Annotated in this window: 22 protein-coding genes and 3 tRNA genes; 20 read left to right on the forward strand and 5 right to left on the reverse strand. The window is 54.6% G+C overall.

The annotated features are described in order from the left end of the window. Genes atpH through BLQ24_RS05905 form a run of 5 tightly spaced genes read left to right on the forward strand, consistent with a single transcriptional unit; the run spans position 1 to position 4,685 of the window. On the forward strand, positions 1-537 hold the full coding sequence (gene atpH / locus BLQ24_RS05885; RefSeq protein ID WP_090163641.1) for an ATP synthase F1 subunit delta: 537 nt from the start codon (positions 1-3) through the stop codon (positions 535-537). Between the two features lie 7 nt (positions 538-544). Then, the gene (gene atpA, locus BLQ24_RS05890) at positions 545-2,062 is read left to right on the forward strand and encodes a F0F1 ATP synthase subunit alpha (RefSeq protein WP_090163643.1); all 1,518 of its coding nucleotides are present in this window, start codon (positions 545-547) and stop codon (positions 2,060-2,062) included. Between the two features lie 40 nt (positions 2,063-2,102). Next, complete coding sequence (atpG, locus tag BLQ24_RS05895) at positions 2,103-2,999, forward strand: ATP synthase F1 subunit gamma (protein ID WP_090163645.1); 897 nt, start codon at positions 2,103-2,105, stop codon at positions 2,997-2,999. Positions 3,000-3,013: 14 nt separating this feature from the next. Then, complete coding sequence (atpD, locus tag BLQ24_RS05900; RefSeq protein ID WP_205508033.1) at positions 3,014-4,420, forward strand: F0F1 ATP synthase subunit beta; 1,407 nt, start codon at positions 3,014-3,016, stop codon at positions 4,418-4,420. Between the two features lies 1 nt (position 4,421). Further along, a complete protein-coding gene (locus BLQ24_RS05905) occupies positions 4,422-4,685 on the forward strand; it encodes a hypothetical protein (RefSeq protein ID WP_090163650.1) in 264 nt (87 codons plus the stop codon). A 708-nt stretch (positions 4,686-5,393) separates the two neighbouring features. On the opposite strand, the gene BLQ24_RS05910 is transcribed toward BLQ24_RS05905, so the two are convergent. Further along, positions 5,394-6,806 (reverse strand): MATE family efflux transporter, encoded by a 1,413-nt coding sequence (locus BLQ24_RS05910; protein ID WP_336433263.1) that lies wholly within the window; start codon positions 6,804-6,806, stop codon positions 5,394-5,396. Positions 6,807-6,992: 186 nt separating this feature from the next. Between BLQ24_RS05910 and BLQ24_RS05915 the strand changes: the two genes are divergently transcribed. Next, entirely contained in the window at positions 6,993-7,586 is a 594-nt protein-coding gene (locus BLQ24_RS05915; protein ID WP_143004262.1) for a hydrolase, read from the forward strand. 135 nt (positions 7,587-7,721) lie between these two features. On the opposite strand, the gene BLQ24_RS05920 is transcribed toward BLQ24_RS05915, so the two are convergent. After that, entirely contained in the window at positions 7,722-8,501 is a 780-nt protein-coding gene (locus tag BLQ24_RS05920) for an enoyl-CoA hydratase-related protein (protein WP_090163655.1), read from the reverse strand. A 612-nt stretch (positions 8,502-9,113) separates the two neighbouring features. Between BLQ24_RS05920 and BLQ24_RS05925 the strand changes: the two genes are divergently transcribed. From BLQ24_RS05925 to BLQ24_RS05950, 6 genes are all read left to right on the forward strand, one after another. Beyond that, positions 9,114-9,950: a 3-hydroxyacyl-CoA dehydrogenase family protein gene (locus tag BLQ24_RS05925; protein ID WP_090163657.1), complete on the forward strand. Its 837-nt coding sequence runs from the start codon at positions 9,114-9,116 to the stop codon at positions 9,948-9,950. Positions 9,951-9,976: 26 nt separating this feature from the next. Beyond that, the gene (locus BLQ24_RS05930) at positions 9,977-11,122 is read left to right on the forward strand and encodes an acyl-CoA dehydrogenase (protein ID WP_090163659.1); all 1,146 of its coding nucleotides are present in this window, start codon (positions 9,977-9,979) and stop codon (positions 11,120-11,122) included. A 9-nt stretch (positions 11,123-11,131) separates the two neighbouring features. Further along, the gene (locus tag BLQ24_RS05935) at positions 11,132-12,439 is read left to right on the forward strand and encodes an acetyl-CoA hydrolase/transferase family protein (RefSeq protein WP_090163661.1); all 1,308 of its coding nucleotides are present in this window, start codon (positions 11,132-11,134) and stop codon (positions 12,437-12,439) included. A 20-nt stretch (positions 12,440-12,459) separates the two neighbouring features. Then, positions 12,460-13,260, forward strand: coding sequence for an acryloyl-CoA reductase electron transfer subunit gamma (gene acrB, locus BLQ24_RS05940; RefSeq protein ID WP_090163663.1), 801 nt, complete (start codon positions 12,460-12,462; stop codon positions 13,258-13,260). A 21-nt stretch (positions 13,261-13,281) separates the two neighbouring features. Next, complete coding sequence (gene acrA, locus BLQ24_RS05945) at positions 13,282-14,430, forward strand: acryloyl-CoA reductase electron transfer subunit beta (protein WP_090163665.1); 1,149 nt, start codon at positions 13,282-13,284, stop codon at positions 14,428-14,430. A gap of 83 nt (positions 14,431-14,513) precedes the next feature. After that, positions 14,514-15,749: a thiolase family protein gene (locus tag BLQ24_RS05950; RefSeq protein ID WP_090163668.1), complete on the forward strand. Its 1,236-nt coding sequence runs from the start codon at positions 14,514-14,516 to the stop codon at positions 15,747-15,749. A gap of 128 nt (positions 15,750-15,877) precedes the next feature. Here BLQ24_RS05950 and BLQ24_RS05955 read toward each other — a convergent pair. Both BLQ24_RS05955 and BLQ24_RS05960 read right to left on the reverse strand, forming a co-directional pair. After that, positions 15,878-15,950, reverse strand: a tRNA-Phe gene (locus tag BLQ24_RS05955). 18 nt (positions 15,951-15,968) lie between these two features. After that, positions 15,969-16,043: transfer RNA gene (locus BLQ24_RS05960), tRNA-Gly, on the reverse strand. A gap of 290 nt (positions 16,044-16,333) precedes the next feature. Here BLQ24_RS05960 and epsC point away from each other — a divergent pair. Together epsC and BLQ24_RS05970 are read left to right on the forward strand one after the other, a co-directional pair. Continuing rightward, positions 16,334-17,362: a serine O-acetyltransferase EpsC gene (epsC, locus tag BLQ24_RS05965; protein ID WP_090163670.1), complete on the forward strand. Its 1,029-nt coding sequence runs from the start codon at positions 16,334-16,336 to the stop codon at positions 17,360-17,362. Positions 17,363-17,388: 26 nt separating this feature from the next. Further along, a complete protein-coding gene (locus tag BLQ24_RS05970; RefSeq protein ID WP_173328097.1) occupies positions 17,389-17,694 on the forward strand; it encodes a hypothetical protein in 306 nt (101 codons plus the stop codon). 207 nt (positions 17,695-17,901) lie between these two features. Here the strand turns inward: BLQ24_RS05970 and BLQ24_RS05975 are convergent. Next, positions 17,902-17,974, reverse strand: a tRNA-Val gene (locus BLQ24_RS05975). A gap of 235 nt (positions 17,975-18,209) precedes the next feature. On the opposite strand from BLQ24_RS05975, the gene BLQ24_RS05980 reads away from it, so the two are divergent. The 6 genes from BLQ24_RS05980 (at position 18,210) to BLQ24_RS06005 (ending at position 23,400) form a co-directional block, all read left to right on the forward strand. Further along, positions 18,210-19,718, forward strand: coding sequence for a Y-family DNA polymerase (locus tag BLQ24_RS05980; RefSeq protein WP_090163672.1), 1,509 nt, complete (start codon positions 18,210-18,212; stop codon positions 19,716-19,718). After that, the gene (locus BLQ24_RS05985) at positions 19,715-20,152 is read left to right on the forward strand and encodes a YolD-like family protein (RefSeq protein ID WP_090163674.1); all 438 of its coding nucleotides are present in this window, start codon (positions 19,715-19,717) and stop codon (positions 20,150-20,152) included. The genes BLQ24_RS05980 and BLQ24_RS05985 overlap by 4 nt, the downstream gene beginning before the upstream one ends. A 185-nt stretch (positions 20,153-20,337) precedes the next feature. Next, positions 20,338-21,048, forward strand: a complete 711-nt coding sequence (locus BLQ24_RS05990) for a WCX domain-containing protein (RefSeq protein ID WP_090163676.1) — start codon at positions 20,338-20,340, stop codon at positions 21,046-21,048. Positions 21,049-21,096: 48 nt separating this feature from the next. Then, complete coding sequence (locus BLQ24_RS05995) at positions 21,097-21,888, forward strand: GntR family transcriptional regulator (protein ID WP_173451915.1); 792 nt, start codon at positions 21,097-21,099, stop codon at positions 21,886-21,888. Positions 21,889-22,399: 511 nt separating this feature from the next. Beyond that, positions 22,400-22,690: a hypothetical protein gene (locus BLQ24_RS06000; protein WP_090163690.1), complete on the forward strand. Its 291-nt coding sequence runs from the start codon at positions 22,400-22,402 to the stop codon at positions 22,688-22,690. After that, positions 22,687-23,400: an HAD family hydrolase gene (locus tag BLQ24_RS06005; protein WP_242869600.1), complete on the forward strand. Its 714-nt coding sequence runs from the start codon at positions 22,687-22,689 to the stop codon at positions 23,398-23,400. The genes BLQ24_RS06000 and BLQ24_RS06005 overlap by 4 nt, the downstream gene beginning before the upstream one ends. Positions 23,401-23,878: the final 478 nt, after the last annotated feature.

A 23,878-nucleotide genomic window follows, 5' to 3' on the forward strand; every position in this document is an offset into this window, starting at 1 on the left:
ATGGAACGGGCAATTGCGGATATCTATGCGCGGGGGATGTACGCCGCCGCCCGGGATGCCGGGAAGACCGATGAGGTGCGGGAAGAACTCCTGGGCCTGAGAGATATTCTCCGGGCAGAGAAGCTTTTCCGCCGTTTTCTGCAGGATCCGGCGATTTCCCGGGACGAGAAAAAAGAGAAGATCCACACGATCTTCGACGGAAAAGTGACGGATGAGACGAGAAATTTCCTTTGCCTTCTGGTGGACAAAGGGCGAATGGCGCTGTTTCCGAAAATCACGGAGCAGTACATCGCCATCGACGATGCGGAGCACGAGGTGGCGGAAGGCGTGATTCAGTCGGCCGTGCCGCTGACGCCGGATCAGCTCAGCCGCTTCGAAGAGCAGGTTGGTGCATTCTACGGGAAGAAGATTGTTCTTCGAAACCGGGTGGAGCCGAAACTGATCGGCGGCGTGAAAATCTACGCAGAGGACAGACTGATCGATGCTTCGCTGGCGAGCAGGCTTGAGGAATTGAACGAAAGAATACAGAGGGGGTGATCGGTGCATGAATCTGAAACCGGATGAGATCAGTACCCTGATCAAGAATGAGATAGAAAATTACAGCAATGAACTGGACGTTTCGGATTTCGGACGTGTCATGCAGGTAGGAGACGGAATCGCGAGGATCTACGGGCTCCGGAACTGTATGTCGGGGGAACTTCTGAAATTCCCTCACGATGTATACGGCATGGCCATGAACCTGGAAGAGGACAACGTTGGTGCTGTCATATTAGGAGATGATTACACCATCGGCGAAGGGGATATTGTGAAACCTACCGGTACCGTTGTACAGATGCCGGTGGGGGAGAACATGATCGGCCGTGTGGTGGACGCCCTGGGGCGTCCGATTGACGGGAAAGGCCCGGTGGAAACGGAAGAAAGCCGGCCGGTGGAATGCCCGGCGCCGGGGGTGCTGGACCGGCAGCCGGTGACGGAACCGATGCAGACCGGCATCAAGGCCATCGATTCCATGGTGCCGATCGGCAAGGGTCAGCGTGAGCTGATCATCGGAGACCGGCAGACCGGGAAAACGGCGCTGGCAGTGGATACGATCCTGAACCAGAAGGGAAAGAATATGATCTGTATCTACGTGGCCATCGGACAGAAACAGTCCACCGTGGCCCAGCTGGTACAGACCCTGACGGACCGGGGCGCCATGAAATACACAACGGTGGTATCCGCCACAGCCAGTGCCGCTGCACCGATGCAGTACATTGCGCCGTATGCGGGATGCGCACTGGGAGAATATTTCATGTACGGCGGGAAAGATGTGCTGATCATTTATGATGATCTGAGCAAGCATGCGGTGGCGTACCGGGCCATGTCCCTGCTGCTGAAGAGACCGCCTGGAAGAGAGGCGTATCCGGGAGATGTTTTCTACCTGCACAGCCGGCTGCTGGAACGGGCGGCCCGGCTTTCCGATGAACTGGGCGGCGGGTCCATGACTGCGATTCCGCTGATTGAGACCCAGGCGGGGGATATCTCTGCGTACATTCCGACGAATGTCATTTCCATTACCGACGGGCAGATCTTCCTGGAATCGGATCTGTTCTTCTCCGGACAGCGGCCGGCCATCAATGCAGGTATTTCCGTGTCCCGTGTCGGCGGCAAGGCCCAGACGAAGGCCATGAAGCAGGTGTCGTCCCAGATCAAGCTTATTCTGTCTCAGTACCGGGAACTCCAGTCCTTCGCCCAGTTCGGGTCCGATGTGGATCCGGCCACGAAGAAACGGCTGGCCCACGGCGCCGCACTGATGGCGGTGCTCCGGCAGAGACAGTATCAGCCACTGGATCTGGCGGACCAGGTGATGATCCTGTATGCGGCGGTGCATAACATGGTGGATGATGTTCCGGCGGACCGGATGCCGCAGTTTGAAGAGGCGTTCCGGACTTATATGACGGAACGGTACCCGGAGGTCCGCCATTCCATCGAGGATACCGGGGAATTGACGAAGGACACCGAGGAACTGCTGGTGAAAGGGATCCGGGCATTCCGGAAACAGTTTCTTTCGTTTAATCAATAGAAGAGAATCAATAGAAAAGGAAAGAAAGGCGGTGTGAAGCATGGCGGAACATATGCAGGATATCAAGCGGCGGATCCGCAGTGTGGAGAGCACAGGGCGGATCACCGGCGCCATGAAGCTGGTTTCAGCATCGAAGCTCCGAATGGCCAGAAGCCGGTATGAACACAGCCGGGCCTATCTGGAACGGCTGACCGATTCTGTCCGGGATGCATTCGCAGACGCCGGGGCGGTTCCGGACGCCTATATTCTGGGGCGGAGAGAAATACACCGGACCTGCTTCGTGATCATCACCAGCAGCAGCGGCCTGTGCGGATCGTTCAACGGCGATGTGATCCGGGCGGCGCAGGATATCATCGACGGGTGTGAGCATGAGAAAGTGCTGATGTGCATCGGCTCCCGGGGGGAGGAGTATTTCCGTCGCCGGGGATACACCCTGTCGGACAGTGCTTCGGACGCCGGCGCACTGCTGGAGGACCGGTCTTTCCGGGAAATTCAGAAGCTGACAGGGCCGCTGGGCAGACAGTATCTGGATGGGGAAATCGACGAGATCGTGTTCATCTACACCCACTACGTGAACCCGCTGGTGCAGAAGGTGGTCAGTCAGCGGCTGCTGCCGGTGGATATAAAAAAACTCCGGCGGGATGTCCGGGAGAGCTATGGGGATACCGGTGCATATCGTCACATCATTGAATACGATCCGGATCCGGATACCCTGTTCCGGTACCAGATGGAGCGATATGTACAGCTCAGGCTCTACGGTGCGGTTATGGAGTCTGTCACCTGCGAGCATGCCGCCCGCAGACAGGCGATGGAGAGCGCCAGCGACAATGCCTCCGATCTGCTGGGCAGGCTCCGGACCAGCTATAACCGGGTCCGGCAGAGCCGGATCACAGACGAGATCATCGAGATCGTCTCCGGAGCGGAGGCAATGAAATAGAAGGAGGAATGACCATGAACAAAGGAAAAATTCATGAGATCATCGGGCCGGTCATCGATGTGAAATTCAAGAGAGGAGAACTGCCGGAACTTCTGAATGCCATCGAGATCACGAACGACAAGGGAGAAAAAATCGTGGCGGAAGTTGCCCAGCACAAGGGGGACGACCAGGTCCGGTGTGTCGCCCTGTCCTCCACGGACGGGCTGTCCAGAGGCATGGAAGCTGTGGATACCGGAGCACCGATCCGGGTGCCGGTGGGGAACGAAGTGCTGGGAAGGCTGTTCAACGTCACCGGAGACCCGATTGACCGGAAGGGTGCGGTGGAGACCCGGGAAAAATGGCCGATTCACCGGAAGGCGCCGGACTTCGAGGATCAGGACACGAAAGCACAGATTTTCGAGACCGGCATCAAGGTCATCGATCTGATTGCGCCGTACACGAAGGGCGGAAAAGTCGGTCTGTTCGGCGGCGCCGGGGTCGGGAAAACAGTTCTGATTCAGGAACTGATCCATAACATCGCCACCGAGCGGAACGGCATCTCTGTTTTCACCGGCGTCGGAGAACGGACCCGGGAGGGCAATGACCTGTATGGTGAAATGTCGGAATCCGGGGTGCTGGAGAAGACCGCCATGGTTTTCGGACAGATGAACGAACCGCCGGGAGCCAGAATGCGGGTGGCGCTGACCGGCCTGACCATGGCGGAATATTTCCGGGACCACGAGAAAAAAGATGTTCTGCTGTTCATCGACAATATTTACCGTTTCACCCAGGCGGGATCGGAAGTCTCCGCCCTGCTGGGCCGGGTGCCGTCCGCCGTGGGCTATCAGCCGACCCTGGCCAATGAAATGGGAGATCTTCAGGAGCGCATCACCTCCACAAAGGACGGATCCATCACCTCCGTGCAGGCAGTCTATGTACCGGCGGACGATCTGACGGACCCGGCGCCGGCCACCACCTTCGCCCATCTGGATGCGACCACCGTGCTGGATCGTTCCATCACAGAACTGGGCATCTACCCGGCGGTGGATCCACTGGCCTCCACTTCCCGGATTCTGGATCCGCTGATCGTGGGAGAAGAGCACTACCGGACGGCCCGGGAGGTACAGGAGATTCTGCAGAAATACAAGGATCTGCAGGACATCATTGCAATTCTGGGCATGGATGAACTGTCGGAGGAAGACAAAAAAACCGTTTCCCGCGCCCGGAAGATCCAGCGTTTCCTGTCCCAGCCGTTCACCGTGGCGGAGCAGTTCACCGGAAACCCGGGAAAGTACGTGCCGCTGAAGGACACGATTGCCGGGTTCCGGGGCATTCTGGACGGGGAATATGATGACATCCCGGAAGAGCTGTTCCTCTTCGCCGGCGGCATCGACGATGTGACCGCCCGCTGGGAGAAGGCAAAGCAGGAGAAAGAGGCGTAGCATGGCACAGAAAGTGAAACTGGAAATCATGACCCCCCGGGAACTGCTGTACCGGGACGAGGTAGATTCCGTTTCGGTGAAAACCGTCAGCGGTTCGGAGGGCTTCATGGCCGGTCACACCTGGGCTCTGAAGCTGCTGCCGGAGCAGGGGGGCGTGACGATCCGGAACGGGAAGAACACCCGGAAGGCCAGACTCCGGGGCGGCTGCCTCTACGTCAGAGACGATATCATCATTCTCTGTGACGAGGCAGAGTGGGTCAGCTGATTTCGGAAGCGAATTGAATACGAAAAAGCTGCTTCCCGGGGGACGAAACCGTTCGGGAAGCAGCTTTTTTACGTACGAAACCATTGCTTCGGCCTGCGTCGGTGGCTTGTGTACGGGCTTTTGCGTGTATACTGTATGGAAAAGGTGCGGATTTGCTCCTTTGGTCCATTTTCGCAGGCAATGCCACGTTCGGAAGGGTGCGAAAATGAAAGAAAAACCTGGTTAATTAATTCCTGCCGCCTCCTCAGGTGCGATTCGGAAGAAAATGTGATTTCCGCACCCGGACCTGAGGGCAGACTGTATACGATTTAGCTGTTTTCGAATTCGTTAGACAAAAAATGACCCGGCTTCCGATCGGTCATTCCGGACATCGCTTTGCTGCGGCAGAAAAGCGGACGGAAAAGCCGGAGCTTGGCGTCCATACGTGGGCGTTGGGAAAATAAACTACAGTTTCAGAACTTGACGTTCATACAGCAATGTGCGGAAATAAAGATTTTCATATTTTCGCACCTCACTGAATCGTGTCGCCTCGATTTCCGGCCGAATCGAGCGGAAATGGGGTGCGAAATCGAAGAAAATGAAGATTTCGCACCCGCCCGGACCGCACCTGTTCGGCCGCCCGCACCTGCCCGTATATATAGGAAGAGAGGGCGTCACATGAAGCATGGTGTTTGCTTCATGTGACGCCCTCTCTATTTGCAGCCGGAATTATAATTTTGCGATAGTGTTCCGGTAGAGACGCCGGAACAGCATGATAGTGATGCAGAGAGACACGACTTCCGCGATCGGGAATGCCCACCACACGTTGGACAGCACGCCGGTGCGGGACAGCAGCCAGGCCACCGGAATCAGTACCACCAGCTGCCGGGTGACCGAGACGATGAGGGAGTTCACGCTGCGGGAGAACGCCTGGAAGATGGATCCCCCGATGATGCCGATGGAGGCCAGCGGGAAGGACAGGGCGATGATCCGCAGGGCGGGATCTCCCAGTTTTGTCATCTGCTGCGAAGCGCTGAACAGAGCCAGGAGCTGGGACGGGAACAGCTCGAAGATCACCGTTCCGACGACCATAATGCTGAAGGCCAGCATAAAAGCGAACTTCAGCGCATGGACGATCCGCTCTTTCTTTCTGGCACCGTAGTTATAGGCCAGCACCGGGATGATGCCGTTATTCAGTCCGAACACCGGCATGAAGAAGAAACTCTGGAGCTTGAAGTATACGCCGAATACCGCAGTTGCCGTGGTGCTGAACGTGATCAGAATCCGGTTCATCAGGTAGGTCATGACGGAACCGATGGACATCATCAGGATGGACGGTACCCCCACGGCGTAGATGCGGCCGACGATCCGGGCCTTCGGCTTCAGGATCAGTGCGAAGGAGAAATGAATTTCTTTGTTCTTCTTCAGGTTCAGGGTTAATCCTGTGCAGGCGGCGATGTGCTGTCCGATGCAGGTGGCGATGGCGGCGCCTGCGACGCCCAATTTCGGCGCACCCAAAAGCCCGAAAATCAGGATCGGGTCCAGGATCAGGTTGATCACTGCTCCGGTAATCTGGGAGATCATGCTGAGGTGGGTCAGGCCTGTGGACTGAAGCAGACGCTCGAAGGTCACCTGATAGAAGAGCCCCAGGGAGAAACAGGAAATATAGTGCAGGTACGTGGTGCCGTATGCGATGATTTCCCGGTTATCGGTCTGGGTGGTCATAAACCAGCGGGCGCCGAAAATGCCAAGTAACAGGAACAGGATGAAGTTGCAGAACGTCAGCAGCAGTCCGGTATTCGCCGCTGCATCCGACCGGTCGGTCCGCCGTTCTCCCAGAGATTTCGATAGCAGGGCATTGATACCCACGCCGGTTCCGGCACCCAGAGAGATCATCAGATTCTGCACCGGGAAGGCCAGTGAAACAGCGGTCAGTGCATTCTCTGAAATCTGGGCGACGAAGACACTGTCCACAATGTTATAGAGAGCCTGCACCAGCATGGAGATCATCATCGGAATGGACATGGTGATGATCAGCTTCCGGATTTCCATGGTTCCCATCTTGTTTTCTTTCGGAGCGCATTCCTTCGCCATTTTTTCCTCCAGAGCGTGATAATCATGAATGTTATTCTTCTCTGTCATTACACCAAACCTTTCTTCTATTATATATCATTTCAAATTCACTTTGAGGCATACCAAACTATTATATCGAAGATCGAAAAGATGTCAAATGTGGTGCAGGGACAAAAAATGACCGTGCATGCGTTCCGGAAGAACTGATATAATGAAAGAAAATACAGTCATTTTTTGTCCCTGCCGGAAGGCGGGATGAAACAGTTCACATCCGGCAGTGAGCCGGGGGAGGTGCGGATGAGTCGATACATGCTGGAGCCGGAATACACACTGGCGGTGCTGGTGGATTATCAGGAAAAGGTCTGCCGGCCGATCTGGAAGACAGAGGAACTGGAGCAGAAGCTGGTTCATGCGGTGAAGGGACTGCAGATTCTGGAGGTGCCTCTTCTGGTGACGGAGCAGTATCCGAAGGGCCTGGGGCAGACCACGGAGCCGCTCCGGAAGGCGCTGGAGAACTATGAACCGCTGGAAAAGGTGACATTCAGCTGTATGCGGGATCCGGTTTTCCGGAAGAAGCTGGTGGAAAGCGGGAAGAAAGATATCATTCTGATGGGAATTGAGGCCCACGTCTGTGTGCAGCAGACGGCGCTGGAGCTGATGGAAGAGGGATACCGGGTGTTCCTGGCGGCGGACCTGGTGTCCAGCCGGAATCCGTATGACCGGGAAATGGGCATTGAACGGATGCGGGATGCGGGATGTGTGATCACCACCATCGAATCTTTGTACTTCGAGCTCATGGGCAGTTCGAAGGCGGATCATTTCCGGGAGATTTCCCTGCATATCCGGTAAATAACCCGGTACATATCCCCGCATATCGGCAGCGCAGGGCGGGGCAGGGAGCACGCCTTCTTCGGACGCAAAAGCGGGACCCCGCAAATCGAGGTCCCGCTTCCGCATATAGAGGCGTTAGTTGTAGATTGCAAATTATTTATTCTGGAATACCGGATCCCTCTTTTCGACGAATGCGGACATTCCTTCCACTCTGTCTTCAGAAGCGAAGCACTGCTGGAATCCCTCAATCTCCAGACGGCAGCCGGTTCTCAGATCGGTGTTCATGCCGTTGTTAATCGCCATCTTGGACTGCTGCACTGCAATCGGCGCCTTCGCAGCAATGCCCTTCGCCAGCTTCTCCACCGTCGGCATCAGTTCTTCCGCCGGCACAACCTGCTGAACCAGGCCGATCCGAAGCGCTTCATCTGCCTTGACGTTCTTCGCAGCCAGGATCATGTATTTCGCCATGCCCTTGCCCACCAGACGCGGCAGTCTCTGGGTGCCGCCGAATCCCGGGGTAATGCCCAGGCCGACTTCCGGCTGGCCGAACAGCGCCTTCTCGGATGCGATGCGGATGTCGCATGCCATGGACAGCTCACAGCCGCCGCCCAGAGCGAAACCGTTCACTGCGGCGATGAAAACCTTCGGGCTGTTATCGATCTTGTCCATTACCTTGTGACCCAGTTCTGTGTAATCATGTCCCTCCAGAACCGGCTTCGTCTGCATTTCGCTGATGTCCGCACCGGCGACGAACGCTCTGCCTGCGCCGGTGACGACGACCACATGCACATCGTTGTCCGGTGCGATTTTCGTATCCAGACAGTCGTCGATCTCTTCCAGAACGGCGGTGCACAGTGCATTCAGCGCCTTCGGACGATTAATGGTAAGGTAACCAACGTGATCCTTCACTTCATATAGAATATTCTCGTACATTTCAATGATCTCCCTTCTGGAAAACTCACTCTGATCCGATGCCGGCGCCTTCCGCCGGCGGCCTGTTAATAATATAACATGTTGTTGCGGCTTATACAATAGATTCTGACAATTCCTGGCGGGAAATTTTTCGATGATTTTCGGACAAAAAGTACCGGGGAAAACGCTCGGCACTTGTTAGAATAGTATTAAAAAACTGAGATGAAAAAATTGTGTGAAGATTGGGTGATTATACTGGATTATTGTGTGCAACTTGTATATACTGAGATTCAGCGGGTTTCAGTCAAATTTTCCGAAGATTGACGATACCGTGAAAATAATACTTGTTAAAGAATAATCAATGTGCTATAATTCAATACAGCCAGGGGGGCCGAAGAGCGGGACGCCTCGGAACCCTTGAAAATACAAGTGAAGACGCGCATTTCAGATGATGCGGGTTGCGCATCATATATTTTTTCCAATGATTTGTTAAAAAAACAACAAATCATTGAAATAAACGAATTGCAGCGTAATCGCAGTTGAAAAATTCTATTGCTGAAAATGGTTCATAACCGCCTGCGGGTGGTCTTGATACTAAAATCGTCTACTATTTGTTTAGATAGGAGGGTTTTTATGAAAGTAGCAATTTTTGGTGCCGGCACGATGGGATCCGGTATTGCTCAGGTCATGGCTTCTCATGGTCACGTTGCTCTGATGTACGCAAGCAGCCTGGAATCTGCACAGCGTCACAAGGACAAGCTCGCGAAGTCTCTGGAGAAGAAAGTCGCGAAGGGCAAGATGACAGAGGAAGTCAAGGATGGCATTCTGAACAACATCCTTGTAGAAGAGAAGTCTGCTGCTGCTGACGCAGATCTGATCATTGAATGCGTCAAGGAAGACATGGCTACGAAGAGAGTTCTGCTGAAGGAACTGGATGAGATGTGCAAGCCGGAGACTGTCTTCGCTTCCAACACATCCTCTCTGTCTGTTACAGAAATGGGTAACGGACTGAAGCATCCTGTAATCGGCATGCACTTCTTCAACCCGGTTCCGGCGATGAAGCTGGTAGAGGTTATCCGCGGTGCGAACACGACACAGGAAACTTTCGACTTCATCTACAACCTGTCCAAGGAAATCGGAAAGGATCCTGTGGAGGTTTCCGAAGCACCTGGATTCGTTGTAAACCGTATCCTCGTTCCGATGATCAACGAAGCTGTGGAAGTTCTGCAGAACGGCATCGCTTCCGCGGAAGACATCGACAAGGCTATGAAGCTCGGTGCCAACCATCCGATGGGACCATTACAGCTCTCCGACTTTATTGGAAATGATATCGTTCTCGCAGTTATGGAAACGATCTATAACGAGACCGGCGACTCCAAGTATCGTCCGTCCCTGCTCCTGAAGAAGATGGTTCGTGGAGGACTGCTCGGTATGAAGACAGGTAAGGGATTCTACGACTATTCCAAATAAACTAAAGTGAAAAGGAGATAGAAATTATGGATTTTCAGCTGACTAAAGAGCAGCAGATGCTTCGTAAGATGTACAGAGACTTCGTAGCGAACGAAGTTGAACCGATCGCTGCTGAAATCGATGAAGAAGAGCGCTTCCCTTCCGGGACAATTCCTAAGATGGCGAAACTCGGCATGATGGGAATTCCGTTCCCGAAGAAGTACGGCGGCGCAGGCGGATCCAATCTGGACTACGCAATGTGCATCGAAGAGCTGGCGAAGGCCTGCACAACCACATCTGTAATCGTCGCAGCTCACACTTCTCTGTGCTGCTATCCTATTTACAAGTTCGGTACAGAAGAGCAGAAGATGAAGTATCTGCCGGATCTGCTGTCGGGCAAGAAGGTCGGTGCCTTCGGTCTGACAGAGCCGGAAGCCGGTTCCGATGCTGCGGGACAGCAGACAGAAGCTGTTCTGGAAGGTGACCATTACGTACTGAACGGCACGAAGTGCTTCATCACGAACGCTTCCGAAGCGAGCACATTCGTTGTATTCGCTATGACAGATAAGACCAAGGGTAACCATGGTATCTCCGCTTTCATTGTCGAGAAGGGATTCGAAGGATTCTCCATCGGCAAGCACGAGAAGAAGATGGGTATCCGCGGAAGTGCTACTTCCGACCTGGTATTCCAGGACTGCATCGTACCGAAGGAGAACCTGCTGGGTAAGGAAGGTAAGGGATTCAAGGTTGCGATGGGTACTCTGGAAGGCGGACGTGTCGGTGTTGCGGCACAGGCTCTGGGTATCGCAGAAGGCGCCATTGCAGAGACCGTGAAGTACACCGGTGAGCGTATGCAGTTCGGCAGAAGAATCAGCCAGTTCCAGAACACACAGTTCAAGCTCGCAGATCTGGAATCCTCCACAGAGGCTGCACAGCTGCTCGTATACCGCGCTGCAGTAGCGAAGGATAACAACGATCCGATGACCGGATACTATTCCTCCATGGCGAAGCTGTATGCCGGCGGAAATGCCTCCACAGTAACACGTGAGTGTCTGCAGCTGTTCGGCGGATATGGATACATCCGTGACTTCCCGATCGAACGTATGATGAGAGACGCTAAGATCACAGAGATCTACGAAGGTACTTCCGAAGTACAGAGAATGATCGTATCTCGGGCAATGGGAGTGAAGTAAATAAGCATTATGGAAGATTTTCAGAAAATATATTCCGAAAAACTGACTACCCCGGAAGGGGCGGCGAAGCTGATCGAAAGTAATTCCTGCATCGCAGCGGACATCGCTCTGTCACAGCCTTTCACATTATACAAGGCGATTGCAGAGAGAGTGCGTAAGGGCGAATTGAAGAATCTGACACAGCACTCGCTGCTCGACACTGAGGCGGCACCGTTTATGACGGATGCCGAACTCGCAGAGAACTACAGGGGTATCACCTGGTTCTCTCAGGCTTTCGCCAGAAAGGCAGTGAATGCAGGGATTATGGATGTCATGCCTGCGTACTACAGAGACATCCCGCATCTCCTGGGCGATGTGGTAAGTCCGGACGTCTACGTCGGAGTTGTCTCGCCGATGGACAAGCATGGTTACTTCACAACCGGTACGTCCCACTCGGTGAGCGCCGGGATTCTGAAGTCTGCGAAGAAGGTAATCCTCGAAGTGAATCCGAACATGCCGAGGAGCCTTTCGTCGAAACTGATCCATATTTCTGAAGTAGACGCTCTGTACGAGAATGACGCGCCGCTGCCGACCGTGCCGGCGCCGCATATCGATGAGACGTCGAAGAAGATCAGTGACTACATCGTTGGTGAAATTCCGAATGGCGCCACGCTGCAGCTGGGAATCGGTTCGATCCCGGACGCCGTAGCTCTGGGGCTGAAGGGACATAAGCACCTTGGTATCCACACCGAGATGTTCACGAACAGCATGATCGATCTGATCAAGTGCGGCGCTGTCGATAACAGCATGAAGCCGATCCACACAGGGAAGACGGTTGCAACCTTCGCACTGGGATCCAGAGAGATGTATGACTATATCGATGACAACCCGGCGATGGAAATCCTGCCGGTGAATTATGTCAATGATCCGGCGGTGATCTGCCAGCATCCGAATTTCATTTCGATCAATGCGGCTCTGGAAGTAGATTTCTACGGACAGGTTTGTGCGGAAGGCCTTGGCACGAAGCACATTTCTGGAACCGGCGGACAGGCTGACTTCGTAAGAGGAGCAATCCAGTCCGAGGGAGGAAAGAGTTTCATCGCATTTTCATCCACAGCGGCCCATGGAACAGTCAGCCGGATCACACCGACGCTGACACCGGGATCGCCGGTATCGACGAGTAAGAACGATGTGGATATGATCGTAACGGAATACGGCATTGCGAAGCTGAGAGGCAGATCGCTGAGCCAGCGCACGAAGGCGCTGATCGCCATTGCGGATCCGAAATTCCGGGATGAGCTTACATTCCAGGCGAAGAAAGAGAACATTATCATTTAAGAACTAAAGGATGGTTAGATATGAAAATTCTTGTTTGTGTCAAGCAGGTTCCAGACACCTCCGGTAAGGTAGCTGTGAACCCAGATGGAACACTGGATCGTGCGTCCATGCAGACCATCATCAATCCTGATGACCTGAACGCTATGGAAGCTGCGCTGCAGTTGAAGGACGAAACAGGCTGCAAGGTTGTGGCAGTCACCATGGGACCACCGCCGGCAGAAGGAATGCTGCGTGAGCTGCAGGCGATGGGTGCGGATGAAGCTGTTCTGGTTTCTGCTCGTGAATTCGGCGGATCCGATACATATGCTACATCCCAGATTATCGCTGCTGCACTGCACAGAATCGGTGTTGAAGATGACGACATCGTAATCTGCGGACGTCAGGCGATCGACGGAGATACCGCTCAGGTAGGACCGCAGATCGCTGAGAAGCTGAATCTGCCGCAGGTGACATACGTTGCGGAAATGCACAAGGATGGCAATACCATCACATGTAAGCGTATGCTGGAAGACGGATATATGACAATCAAGGTCAAGACACCTTGCCTGCTGACCTGCATCAAGGAACTGAACGAGCCGCGTTACATGTCCGTTAGCAGAATCGTTGATTCTTACTCCATGCCGCTGACAGTACTCGACTACGAAGCACTGAAGGATGAGCCGCTGATCGACCCGACAACGATCGGTCTGAAGGGTTCTCCGACAAACATCCTGGTTTCCTTCACACCGCCGCAGAAGGGTGCCGGCGTTATGCTGGAAGGCGCAGGCGAAGAGACATGTGCAAAACTGGCGAATACGCTCGTCGACAAGCACATCATCTAATGGAAAGGAGAAGAATTAGCTATGGCTAAAGAATACGCTAACACGAATGCTGCTCTGTACAAGAACGTTTGGGTTTTCTGTGAGCAGCGTCAGGGCAAACTGATGCCTACAGATTTCGAGCTTATTTCCGAAGGACGTAAACTTGCCGATGAGCTGGGTGTTGACCTGTGCGGAATCCTGCTTGGTGATGACGTGAAGGGCCTTGCCAACGAGCTCGGCGGTTATGGTGCGGATGAAGTAATCGTTTGTGAAAGCCCGCTGCTGAAGAACTACACAACCGACGGTTATGCGAAGGTTATGTGTGATGCGATTGAAACGCTGAAGCCGGAAGCCGTTCTGATCGGTGCTACGAATATCGGCCGTGACCTGGGTCCGCGCTGCGCAGCCCGTCTGCACACCGGTCTGTGCGCTGACTGTACACACCTGGATGTGGATATGCCGATCTACATGGACTTCCTGAAAGAAAATTCCACTCTGCCGGAAGACAGACTGAAAGTGATCGAGGGCCACACAGTTAAGGTTCTGGGCGAAGATCATGATACAACCCGTGACCTGAAGATGACCCGTCCGGCATTCGGCGGCCACCTGATGGCATCCATCATCTGCCCGAGATTCAGACCGGCTATGGCGACCGTTCGTCCGGGCGTAATGACCAAGTCCAAGTTCGACGAAGCGAAGGCGAACGCTGTGAAGGTTACAGAGTTCGACGTTCAGCTGACCGATGCGGATATGAACACTGAGGTTGTGGAAGTTGTCAAGGCAGCGAAGCAGCTGGTTGACCTGGTCGGCGCAGACTATATCGTCTCCGTAGGCCGTGGTATTTCCAAGGATGTTGAAGGCGGCATCAAGCTGGCAGAAGAGCTGGCGGATGAACTGGGCGGCGTTGTCGGCGGTTCCCGTGTAGCGATCGACTCCGGCTGGCTGACAGCAGACCATCAGGTAGGACAGACCGGTAAGACGGTACATCCGAAGGTCTACATCGCACTGGGTATTTCCGGATCCATTCAGCACAAGGCAGGAATGCAGGATTCCGAGTGCATCATCGCTATCAACAAGAACAAGACGGCTCCGATCTTCGAAATCGCGGACTACGGCATTAACGGGGATCTGTTCAAGGTAACTCCGCTCCTGATCGAAGCAATCAAGAAGGCGAAGGCTGAGAAGGAATAATCAGCATCGAAAATAGTATCATTGTCGTCCACATATGACCGGCCGGGCAGGCCGTCCGACCGGCCAGATTATGGAGGTTTTACATGGAAACAAAGAATGTTGTAATCGTAAGTGCTTGCCGTACAGCAATCGGTAAATTCCTGGGTGAATTCAGCAAGGTTCCTGCAAAGCAGCTGGCTGTGACAGTCGGTAAGGAAGCAATCAAGCGTGCTGGCGTTGATGCAACAGCAGTTGATGAAATCGTTATGGGTCAGGTTTATGGCGGAATGCAGGGTTCCCTGCCTGCTCGTCAGGTTGGTATGGCCTGCGGTCTGGCAATTGAGAGCAACGCATGCAACGTCAACCAGAACTGTGCTTCCGGTATGAGAGCTCTGGAGATCGCCTGCAACGACATTCAGCTGGGCAAAGCTGACATCGCTCTGGTTGTCGGTGCTGAGAACATGACACAGGCTCCGTACATGCTCCCGGATATGCGTCAGGGTCACAAGATGGGTGCTATTCCTGACGAAGGTGCTGCGAAGATGTACGACTCCCTGCTCCACGATGCGCTGTATGACACGCTGAGCGGCGGCCACATGGGTGTTACAGCAGATAATGTTGCGAAGAAGTACAACATCACACGGGAAGAGTGCGATGAGCTGGCCTGCATGTCTCATCAGAGAGCAGCTGCTGCTACAGCAGAGGGCAAGTTCAAGGACGAGCTGGTTCCGGTGATCACCACGAAGAAGAAGCACGGCGAGAAGATTGAAATCGCTCTGGACAAGGATGAGCACTTCATTCCGGACTGCAACATGGAGACCATCTCCAAACTGAAGCCGGTATTCACCAAGGATGGTGTTACAACAGCTGCGAACGCTTCCGGTATCAACGACGCTGCTGCAGCAGTCATCGTTATGTCCGAAGACAAGGCGAAGGAACTGGGCGTTAAGCCGATGGCGAAGATGATCTACATGTGCGCTGCCGGTGTTGATCCGAGCTACATGGGTATCGGCCCTGCGGAAGCAATTCCTAAGTGCCTGGACAAGGCTGGCGTTAAGTTCGAAGATGTTGATTACTGGGAGGTCAACGAGGCATTCGCTGCGCAGTTCATCGGCGTAGAGAGAAAGCTGAAGGAAGATCACGGCTACATCGTCGACAGAAACAAGACGAACCTGAACGGTTCCGGCATCTCCCTGGGTCACCCGGTAGGATGCTCCGCACTCCGTATCATCGTAACCATGCTGTACGAGATGCAGCGTCAGGATGCCAAGATCGGCTGCGCTTCCCTGTGCGTAGGCGGCGGCCCGGCTATGGCTTCCCTGTGGACGCGTGAATTCTAAGCGAACTCCGAATCTGGACTAAATATTAGACGTAGGGAGGGACTCCTTCGGGAGTCCCTCCCTATCGTTTTTTTTTGGGTAATGACAAAAATAAATAAAAAGCCTTCCGGAAAACCGGAAGGCTGAAGTGCTCAGACTCGGAATTGAACCAAGGACACGTAGATTTTCAGTCTACTGCTCTACCAACTGAGCTATCTGAGCATATCATCAGAAAAAAATTGGAGCGGAAGACGAGATTCGAACTCGCGACCCTCGCCTTGGCAAGGCGATGCTCTACCCCTGAGCCACTTCCGCATGGGTTCGGCTGACTATTGAACCGACTTCGTCATTATAACAGGTTTCTCCCGGTGTGTAAAGAGAAAGAACGGGAAGAAGCACATTTTCGCAGATGCGGACCGGGTCGCTTCAGCGGGATAAATAATGTGGGAACTTTGCGAATTTAATCCGTTGAATTGTGTTACCTCTCCGGGATACGGGGTATCAAAGAGTAGATACGTTCGGTCGGCACAGACCGGAAATATAGTGGAGACCATGCAGGGGCAGGGGAGTGCCCGGCGAATGCAGAATTTCAGGAGGATTGTCGAATGACGAAGTTAGACATCAGTAAGCTGGATCTGAATGACCTCTGCCGTTTTTGTGAAGACGGCGCAGAGATAGATGAAGAGTCGTTGAATGTGGAAATCAACGGGATCATGAAGGAGATCCTGGGAGATTACAGCAAGGGGCGGGATATTGACAAGATGAACGCCTTCGACCAGCCGGATCAGGGCGTGGTGGTTGAAATCATCAACGAACTGATGATGATTCTGTTCCCGGGATATTACCGGGAGAAGGCTTACCGCACCCGGGATACCCATACGAAACTGTCCGTGCTGATTGAGGATGTCATGTACCACCTGCGGAAGCAGATCGAAGTGGCGCTGCTCTATGATGATCAGTATGCCGGCACGAAGAAATACGTTCGGAAGCGGGCCGCCCAGAAACTGTGCCTGGACTATTTCCGCAAGATCCCGGCGATCCGGGAGTACCTGGATACCGATATCCAGGCGTTCTATGACGGTGATCCGGCGGCAAACAGCAAGGATGAGATCGTTCTGGCGTACCCGGGACTCTACGCCATCGCCGTTTACCGTCTGGCCCATGCACTGTTCGAACTGAACGTGCCGCTGCTGCCTCGCATGATGACGGAGTATGCCCACAGGGAGACCGGCGTGGACATTCATCCGGGCGCAACGATCGGAAAATATTTCTTTATCGACCATGCTGTGGGCATCGTGGTGGGATCCACTTCGGTGATCGGAGACCATGTGAAACTGTATCAGGGGGTCACCATCGGAGCACTGTCCGTGAAAGAGGGACACAAGCTGCACGGAACCAAGCGTCATCCGACGATCGAGGACAACGTCACCCTCTATGCCGGAGCCACAGTGCTGGGCGGAAACACCGTGATCGGCGAAGGCAGCGTCATTGGCGGCAACTCTTTCGTGACGAAATCCGTGGAGCCGCATACAACCGTGACGATCAAGACCCACGAGATGGTATACGATTCAGAAGGAAAGAAAACGAAGGAAGACCGGGAACTGGAGCAGGACGCCTGGTTCTATGTGATTTAACCGAAATACCGGGGACAGGAGCGTGTATGGGGCTGTTCAGGAAGAAAACCATCATCTACATATCCAAGGGTACGAAGGAGGACTGGAGGGCGCTTCGGGACGGCCTGAAGAAAGCGGGAATCCGTGCCAGCGCCTCTTCCTACGAGGACGAAATACCGGTGGGTGGCTGCGGTGCGAAAATGGACATCCGGGACTTCGGACCGGAGGGAAAGATTGACCGGACCGTGTACGTGGTCAGGGTGGCGGAGGCTGACCGGGCGGCAGCGTCGAAGATTACCCGGGAAATCCTTCCGGATTACATTCCATACGAGAAAATCGGCGGAAAACAGTAGCTCCGCCTGTTAAAGATACAATCAAGAAAAAGAAATTTGCAGCAGGCCGTTTGGTTCAGACCGAACAGGCCTGTTTTCATGTCCGCTCGTCCCTGGACTGCTTCAATGAACTGGGCGTTGTTGCCGTTAAAACTATCTAACTTGAAAGGATAAAAAAATGAACACACAACCGTTGTAATTGCAACAGCTGTGTGCTCACATCCGAAGTGGCCCATACAAGACTTGAACTTGTGACCTTCTGGTTGTCACCCAGACGCTCTCCCAGCTGAGCTAATGGACCGTATTCAGTTCAAACAGTAATATTAATATAGCATAGATAGGGGAGGCACGCAAACAGAAAATGGAATGTTCCCGGAAAAACACAATGGAAAGGCGGCATCGGGGGGGATCTCGTGTATACATACCCTGAGGCGGTGGAATGTACCTTTTTGTGGAGTGGGATAAATGGTAAACTATGTATGTGAAGCAGGGCGGCCGGGGGCTGTTGCTTTTGTTGCGAAAGGGGTGGGGAAAGCGTGAAGGACAGGGCGTACATCTGTATTGATCTGAAGTCGTTCTACGCATCGGTGGAATGCCGGGAGCGGGGGCTGGACCCCATGACCACCCATCTCGTGGTGGCAGACCGGTCCAGGACAGAGAAAACCATCTGTCTGGCGGTGTCTCCGGCGCTGAAGGCCTACGGAATCTCGGGAAGGGCCAGGCTTTTCGAGGTGGAGCAGCGGGTGAAGGAAATTAATGCGCTAAGGCAGATGCGGCAGGGTGGAAGGCCCCTGGGGGAGACGTGCACAGATGCGGAAGAGCTCCGGCGGGAACCGGGAAGGAAGCTGGGGTTTCTGGCTGCGCCGCCCCGCATGGCGCTGTACATGAAGTACAGCACGGAGATCTACCGGATCTACCTCCGTTATGTGTCTGCAGCGGATATTCATGTGTATTCCATTGACGAGGTATTCATGGATGTGACGGATTATCTGGGGCCGCTGGGTATGACGGCGGAAGAACTGGCCCGTCATATGATGGCGGAGGTGCTCGGGGAGACCGGTATCACAGCCACGGCGGGAATCGGCACGAATCTGTACCTGGCGAAGATCGCCATGGATATTGTGGCGAAGCATAAGCCGGCGGATGAGGACGGAAGCCGGATCGCCGTACTGGATGAGATTTCGTACCGCAGGACGCTGTGGGACCACCGGCCGCTCACGGATTTCTGGCGGCTGGGCCGGGGATATGCCCGGAAACTGGAGGCTCATGGCATGTATACCATGGGGGATGTGGCCCGGTGTGCACTGGAAAGGGATCAGCTGCTGTATGATCTCTTCGGTGTCAATGCAGAACTTCTCATCGATCACAGTTTCGGATGGGAGCCCTGCACCATGGCGGATGTGAAGGCATATCGGCCGAAGGATACCAGTATGGGGACGGGACAGGTTCTGCACTGTCCGTATGATGTTCAGAGCGCCGGACTGGTGACCCGGGAAATGACGGATATGCTGGTGCTGGATCTGGTGGACCGGAAGCTGGCGACCGATCAGCTGATTCTGGACATCGGATACGACCGGGAGAGTCTGACTGATCCGGAAATCCGGAAGTGGTATCACGGGCCGCTGGCGGCGGACGGTTACGGCCGGGTGGTGCCGAAGCACGCCCACGGCACGGTAACTCTTTCGCACCGGTCCGCATCCACGAAGGAGATTACCGAGACGGTGATGGGACTCTATGACCGGATTGTGGAGCCTCATCTTCTGGTCCGCCGGATTACGATTACTGCGAATCACCTGGGTGAGGAGGAATCCCCGGGTGCGGGGGCGACGGAACCGGAGCAGCTGAATTTTTTCACGGATTATGCCGAACGGGAGGCGGAAGCCGCCCGGGAAGCAGAGGACCGGGAACGGGAGAAGCGGGAGCAGCAGGCGGTTCTGGATATTCGGAAGAAGTTCGGGAAGAATGCTCTGCTGAAGGGAATGGACCTGGAGGAGGGGGCCACGACAATCGCCCGCAACGGGCAGATCGGAGGACACAAAGCATGACGGGAATGGATCGGAACGACGGGGCGTGGAAATACAGTGATATTCTGTACGTCAGACATCCGGAGCCCTCCCGGGCGCGGATGTCCCGGGAGAAGCGGGCGGCACAGTTCGCCCCTTTTGCTGCTCTGACAGGCTATGAAGAGGCCGTACGGGAGACTGCCCGGGAGACGGAAGCAGCTCCGTCTCTGGATGAGGACCGGCGAGAGGAACTGGACCGGATCCTTCACCGGATTCTGGCGCAGCCGGACCGGCAGGTGACCATCGTCCGGTTTCAGCCGGATGAACGGAAAGAGGGGGGAGCCTATGCGGAGAACCGGGGCCGGCTGCGCCGGCTCGATCCGCAGAACAGAACGCTGGAACTGGAGGACGGAACGGTCATCCCGCTGGAAGATGTGGTGGAGATCCGTCCGGGGACGGACGGGAGCAATTATTAATTTTGTCCTCCGGAAACGAACTATGTTCCGGAAGATTGGCGTTTTGGATTATTTTTCTCGATTTGAGAAAGAATCCGGGCCGGAGGACAGAAAAGTCGCAATTTGGGCGCAATTTTGGCTCGGTTTTTGCTAAAATTATATGAATGGAGAGGCGATATTCGCCGTCGAAGTGAGGGCTAGAAAGAATGACAACGAATGTGATGAAGAAGCGGTTTCTCTATCTGATGAAACTGCTTTATGAGAGAACCGACGAGAATCATCCGCTGAACACGAATGAAATTATTGCTTATCTGAACAGTGTGGGATGTTCCACGGAACGGAAGACACTGAAGAGTGACATCGATCTGCTGATCGATTTCGGCATCGATATCGTTTTCGTGAAGAGTTCCCCGAACAAGTATTACTGGGGAGAGAGAACGATACCGGTTCCGGAAATGAGTATGCTGATCGATGCGATCATGGCGTCTCAGGTCATCACGGCGGAGCAGAGTGAAGAACTGACCGCCAAACTGATGACTTTTGTCAGCACATACCAGGCGCAGAAGTTCCGGGAACTTCTGGAAGAAGGAGAACCTCTGGCCGGGGCGTATTCTGTTTCCGGGGCGGATGGAGATGCAGCCCGGGTTACAGTGGAACTGGAATGTGCTGAAGACACCAGAGAGGACGTAGTGAAACAGTTCGGTAAGGCAGCCGAACTGAGATGCAGCATGCCGCCTCGCAGCGGCGGGCAGGCAGGCCGGTTCATCGCCAGAGTGGAGACAGCGGCGGATCCGGCGTTTTATGCCTGGGTGTTCCGCTTCGGCGGGAAGATCCGGATCACGGCGCCGGAACATGCCGTGACCGGCTATCGGGAGCTGGCGGTGAAAGCGCTTCACGCCAGCGATATGCCGGAATAAGCCGCCGGCTGCGAAGGGAGAATGCGGCCGGCATGGAGGAAGTTGTGTATGGGTGTGAAAATGAATTTAGGGACAACGTCGCTGGATCGGAAGGAACTGGAACGGCGGAAAGAGGAGAATCCGTTCGCCCGGATCAGTGACATCGTCTATCAGATGCTGGAAGAGGCGATCCTCAGTTCCGAACTGGAGCCGGATACCCGGCTGAATACGGCGAAGATCGCAGAACATCTGGCGGTCAGCGGTACGCCGGTGAGCACGGCGATTCAGCGCCTGGCGGATAACGGTCTGGTGACGGAAACCGTGGGAGATAACGGAAAGTACCACAACTACTACGTATTTGACATTACGAATGAATCACTGGCGGAACTGTTTGAGGCCCGTTCCTCGCTGGAGGCGGAAGTCGCCATGATCTGCGCCAATCGGGCGCCGGTCATCGACCTGAGCGCCATGGAGAAACTGGCTGTGGATTTCCGGGACGCCTGGGAAGAATGCGCATCGGATCCGGAATCGGCTGTGCCGGTGGCAGAACGGGCAAGGCTGGACGCCGATTTTCACGAGTCCCTTGTTTATGCCACGGACAATAAATATATCATCGATATGTATGAGGCCATCAAGTCTTCCATCCGGTATACATCGATCCGGACAGCGGAGTTCATTACGGGGGCGGATCAGGAGAAGGGGATGCGGCTTCTGGGGGCGCAGCATCTGTCCATCTGCAAGGCCATCCGCAGCGGGTACCCGGAAACGGCCCGCTCGGTGATGATCCACCACATTGAGTACAGTTTCCGCCGGTGCCTGATGGACCGGATCGAAAAGGCAAGAAAAAAAGAGCGGAAATAATCCGCTCTGATCATCGGTTTCGTCCGGGTCTGTGTGAGTCAGATCTGGTCCGGACGCCTCTGACTGCGGCCGCCGGTGGAGAGCCGGTGGCCGCACCCTGTATGCGGGGTGTGAGTCCGTCGCACACAAATAAAGAGGTTGTTGTGTTAGAGGATTGCTGTTTTCCGGCCGGCTGTCCGCCTGCTGCCTGCAGCATCTGAGTTGGAGATGGATGATGCTGAAGGCGCGCACCGCCGCCGTGATAAACATTGAAAAACCCCGCACCCGTACGATCTGATTCGTTCGTGATGCTTCGGGTTTTAGAGCATTATATGTTAGTTTTCGGGTTTTGTCTACTTGCGGAAAAAACCGAAAGAAAAAGATGAAATATTCATCTTTCAGAACGAATTAACTCATCTTTAAGGAATCTTTTTGCTACATCGGATTACAACGGGTGCTCCGGGGGAATTGACAGCCGGCACCAATCTCATTATCCTTTTTTATAGAGTGAAAAAAGAAAGGAAGGATGATCATGGAAGTAGGTGTTGCACTGGCAGGGCTGATGCAGCTCGCCACATCGGATCCGAGTGTCCGCAGACAGCTGGAGGAGACCAGGAAGACAAAGGAGCCCATGGAAGAATTCTGCCGGCTGAGCACGAAACTGGGGTTTCCGATTGCGGAAATGGATCTTCTGACAGAGGGAGAGGCGATGTATGCCCAGATGAAGCGGAGTGTGAACGGCGGCGGAGACAGTGATCCGATGCTGGATTACGAGGACGATTATTATGAGCAGTTCTTCGCAGATCTGGAGCAGCGAAAATGACGGTGCGGGAAGAACGGGGAGTGAAAGCGCCTTCGCTGCCGTACCGGCTGGCGGTATTCGATCTGGACGGAACACTGCTGGATACCCTGGATGATCTGGCGGATGCAGTGAACTACGGGCTCAAAACATGCGGGTTTCCGGTTCGCAGCCGGGAAGAGATCCGGAAAATCCTGGGGAACGGCATGCGGAACCTGATCCGGCGCAGCGTTCCGGAAAATGCGGAAGCGGAGTGGGAGCGGGTGTTCCGGGTATTCGTGCCCTACTATGAGGCCCACTGCCGGGAGAAAACCGGACCGTATCCCGGAGTTCCGGAGACCCTTCGGGCGCTGCGGAGCGCGGGGGTGAAAACGGCGGTGATCTCCAACAAGGCGGACCCGGCCGTGCAGCTCCTCATCCGGGACTACTTCCCGGATCTGTTTGATTATATTGCAGGGGAGAAACCGGGAATCCGCCGAAAGCCGGAGCCGGACGCTGTGGACCGCTGTCTGGAGACGCTGGCCGTTGCGAAGGAGGACGCCGTATATATCGGCGATTCCGAAGTGGATATTCATACTGCGGCGAATGCGGCGGTGGATGGTCTGATTGTCACCTGGGGGTTCCGGGACGAGCCGGAGCTAAAGGATGTGATCCGCCGGGAGGCTGGTCGAAACCGGTTCTCCATCCTGCGGACGGCGGCGGAACTTCATCAGGCGCTGCTGCCGGAAAAGTAAGCGGGAACCGGTGCCCGGAGGACGATGCCCGGACGACGATGCCCGGACGACGAAAAACGATGTTTTTCGTCGTCCGGGCTTTTTGCATGGGCGGAGATGGGCGGAGATGGGCGGCAGGTGGGTGCGAAAATCAATTATTTTCGGATTTCGCACCCACCTGCCGCCGATTCAGCCGAAAAACGGGGGCGACACAATCGGAAGGGGTGCGGATCTGCGAAAAACTTCATTTCCGCACCATGCCGCTTGAACACCAGAGTCAAGTCCTGATTTGTGTGTAAATTGCCTTTAGGCATCTTTGGATGCAGGGGATGCCCTGCATCCACTACCTGACCGCCGGCGCACCGGAGCGGGTCTGTCAAGGATGCAGAATGCACCTCGAAGAGGTTTCCTTGACAGAACTGCGACGATGTGCCAGCCAAAAGTCATGCCGCCAGAAGCGCGATCTGTTCTTCTGCTATTCTGACGAGCTTCTCCTTCG

The sequence above is a fragment of the Eubacterium pyruvativorans genome, from assembly GCF_900102225.1.
Lineage (GTDB): Bacteria > Bacillota > Clostridia > Peptostreptococcales > Anaerovoracaceae > Aminicella > Aminicella pyruvativorans.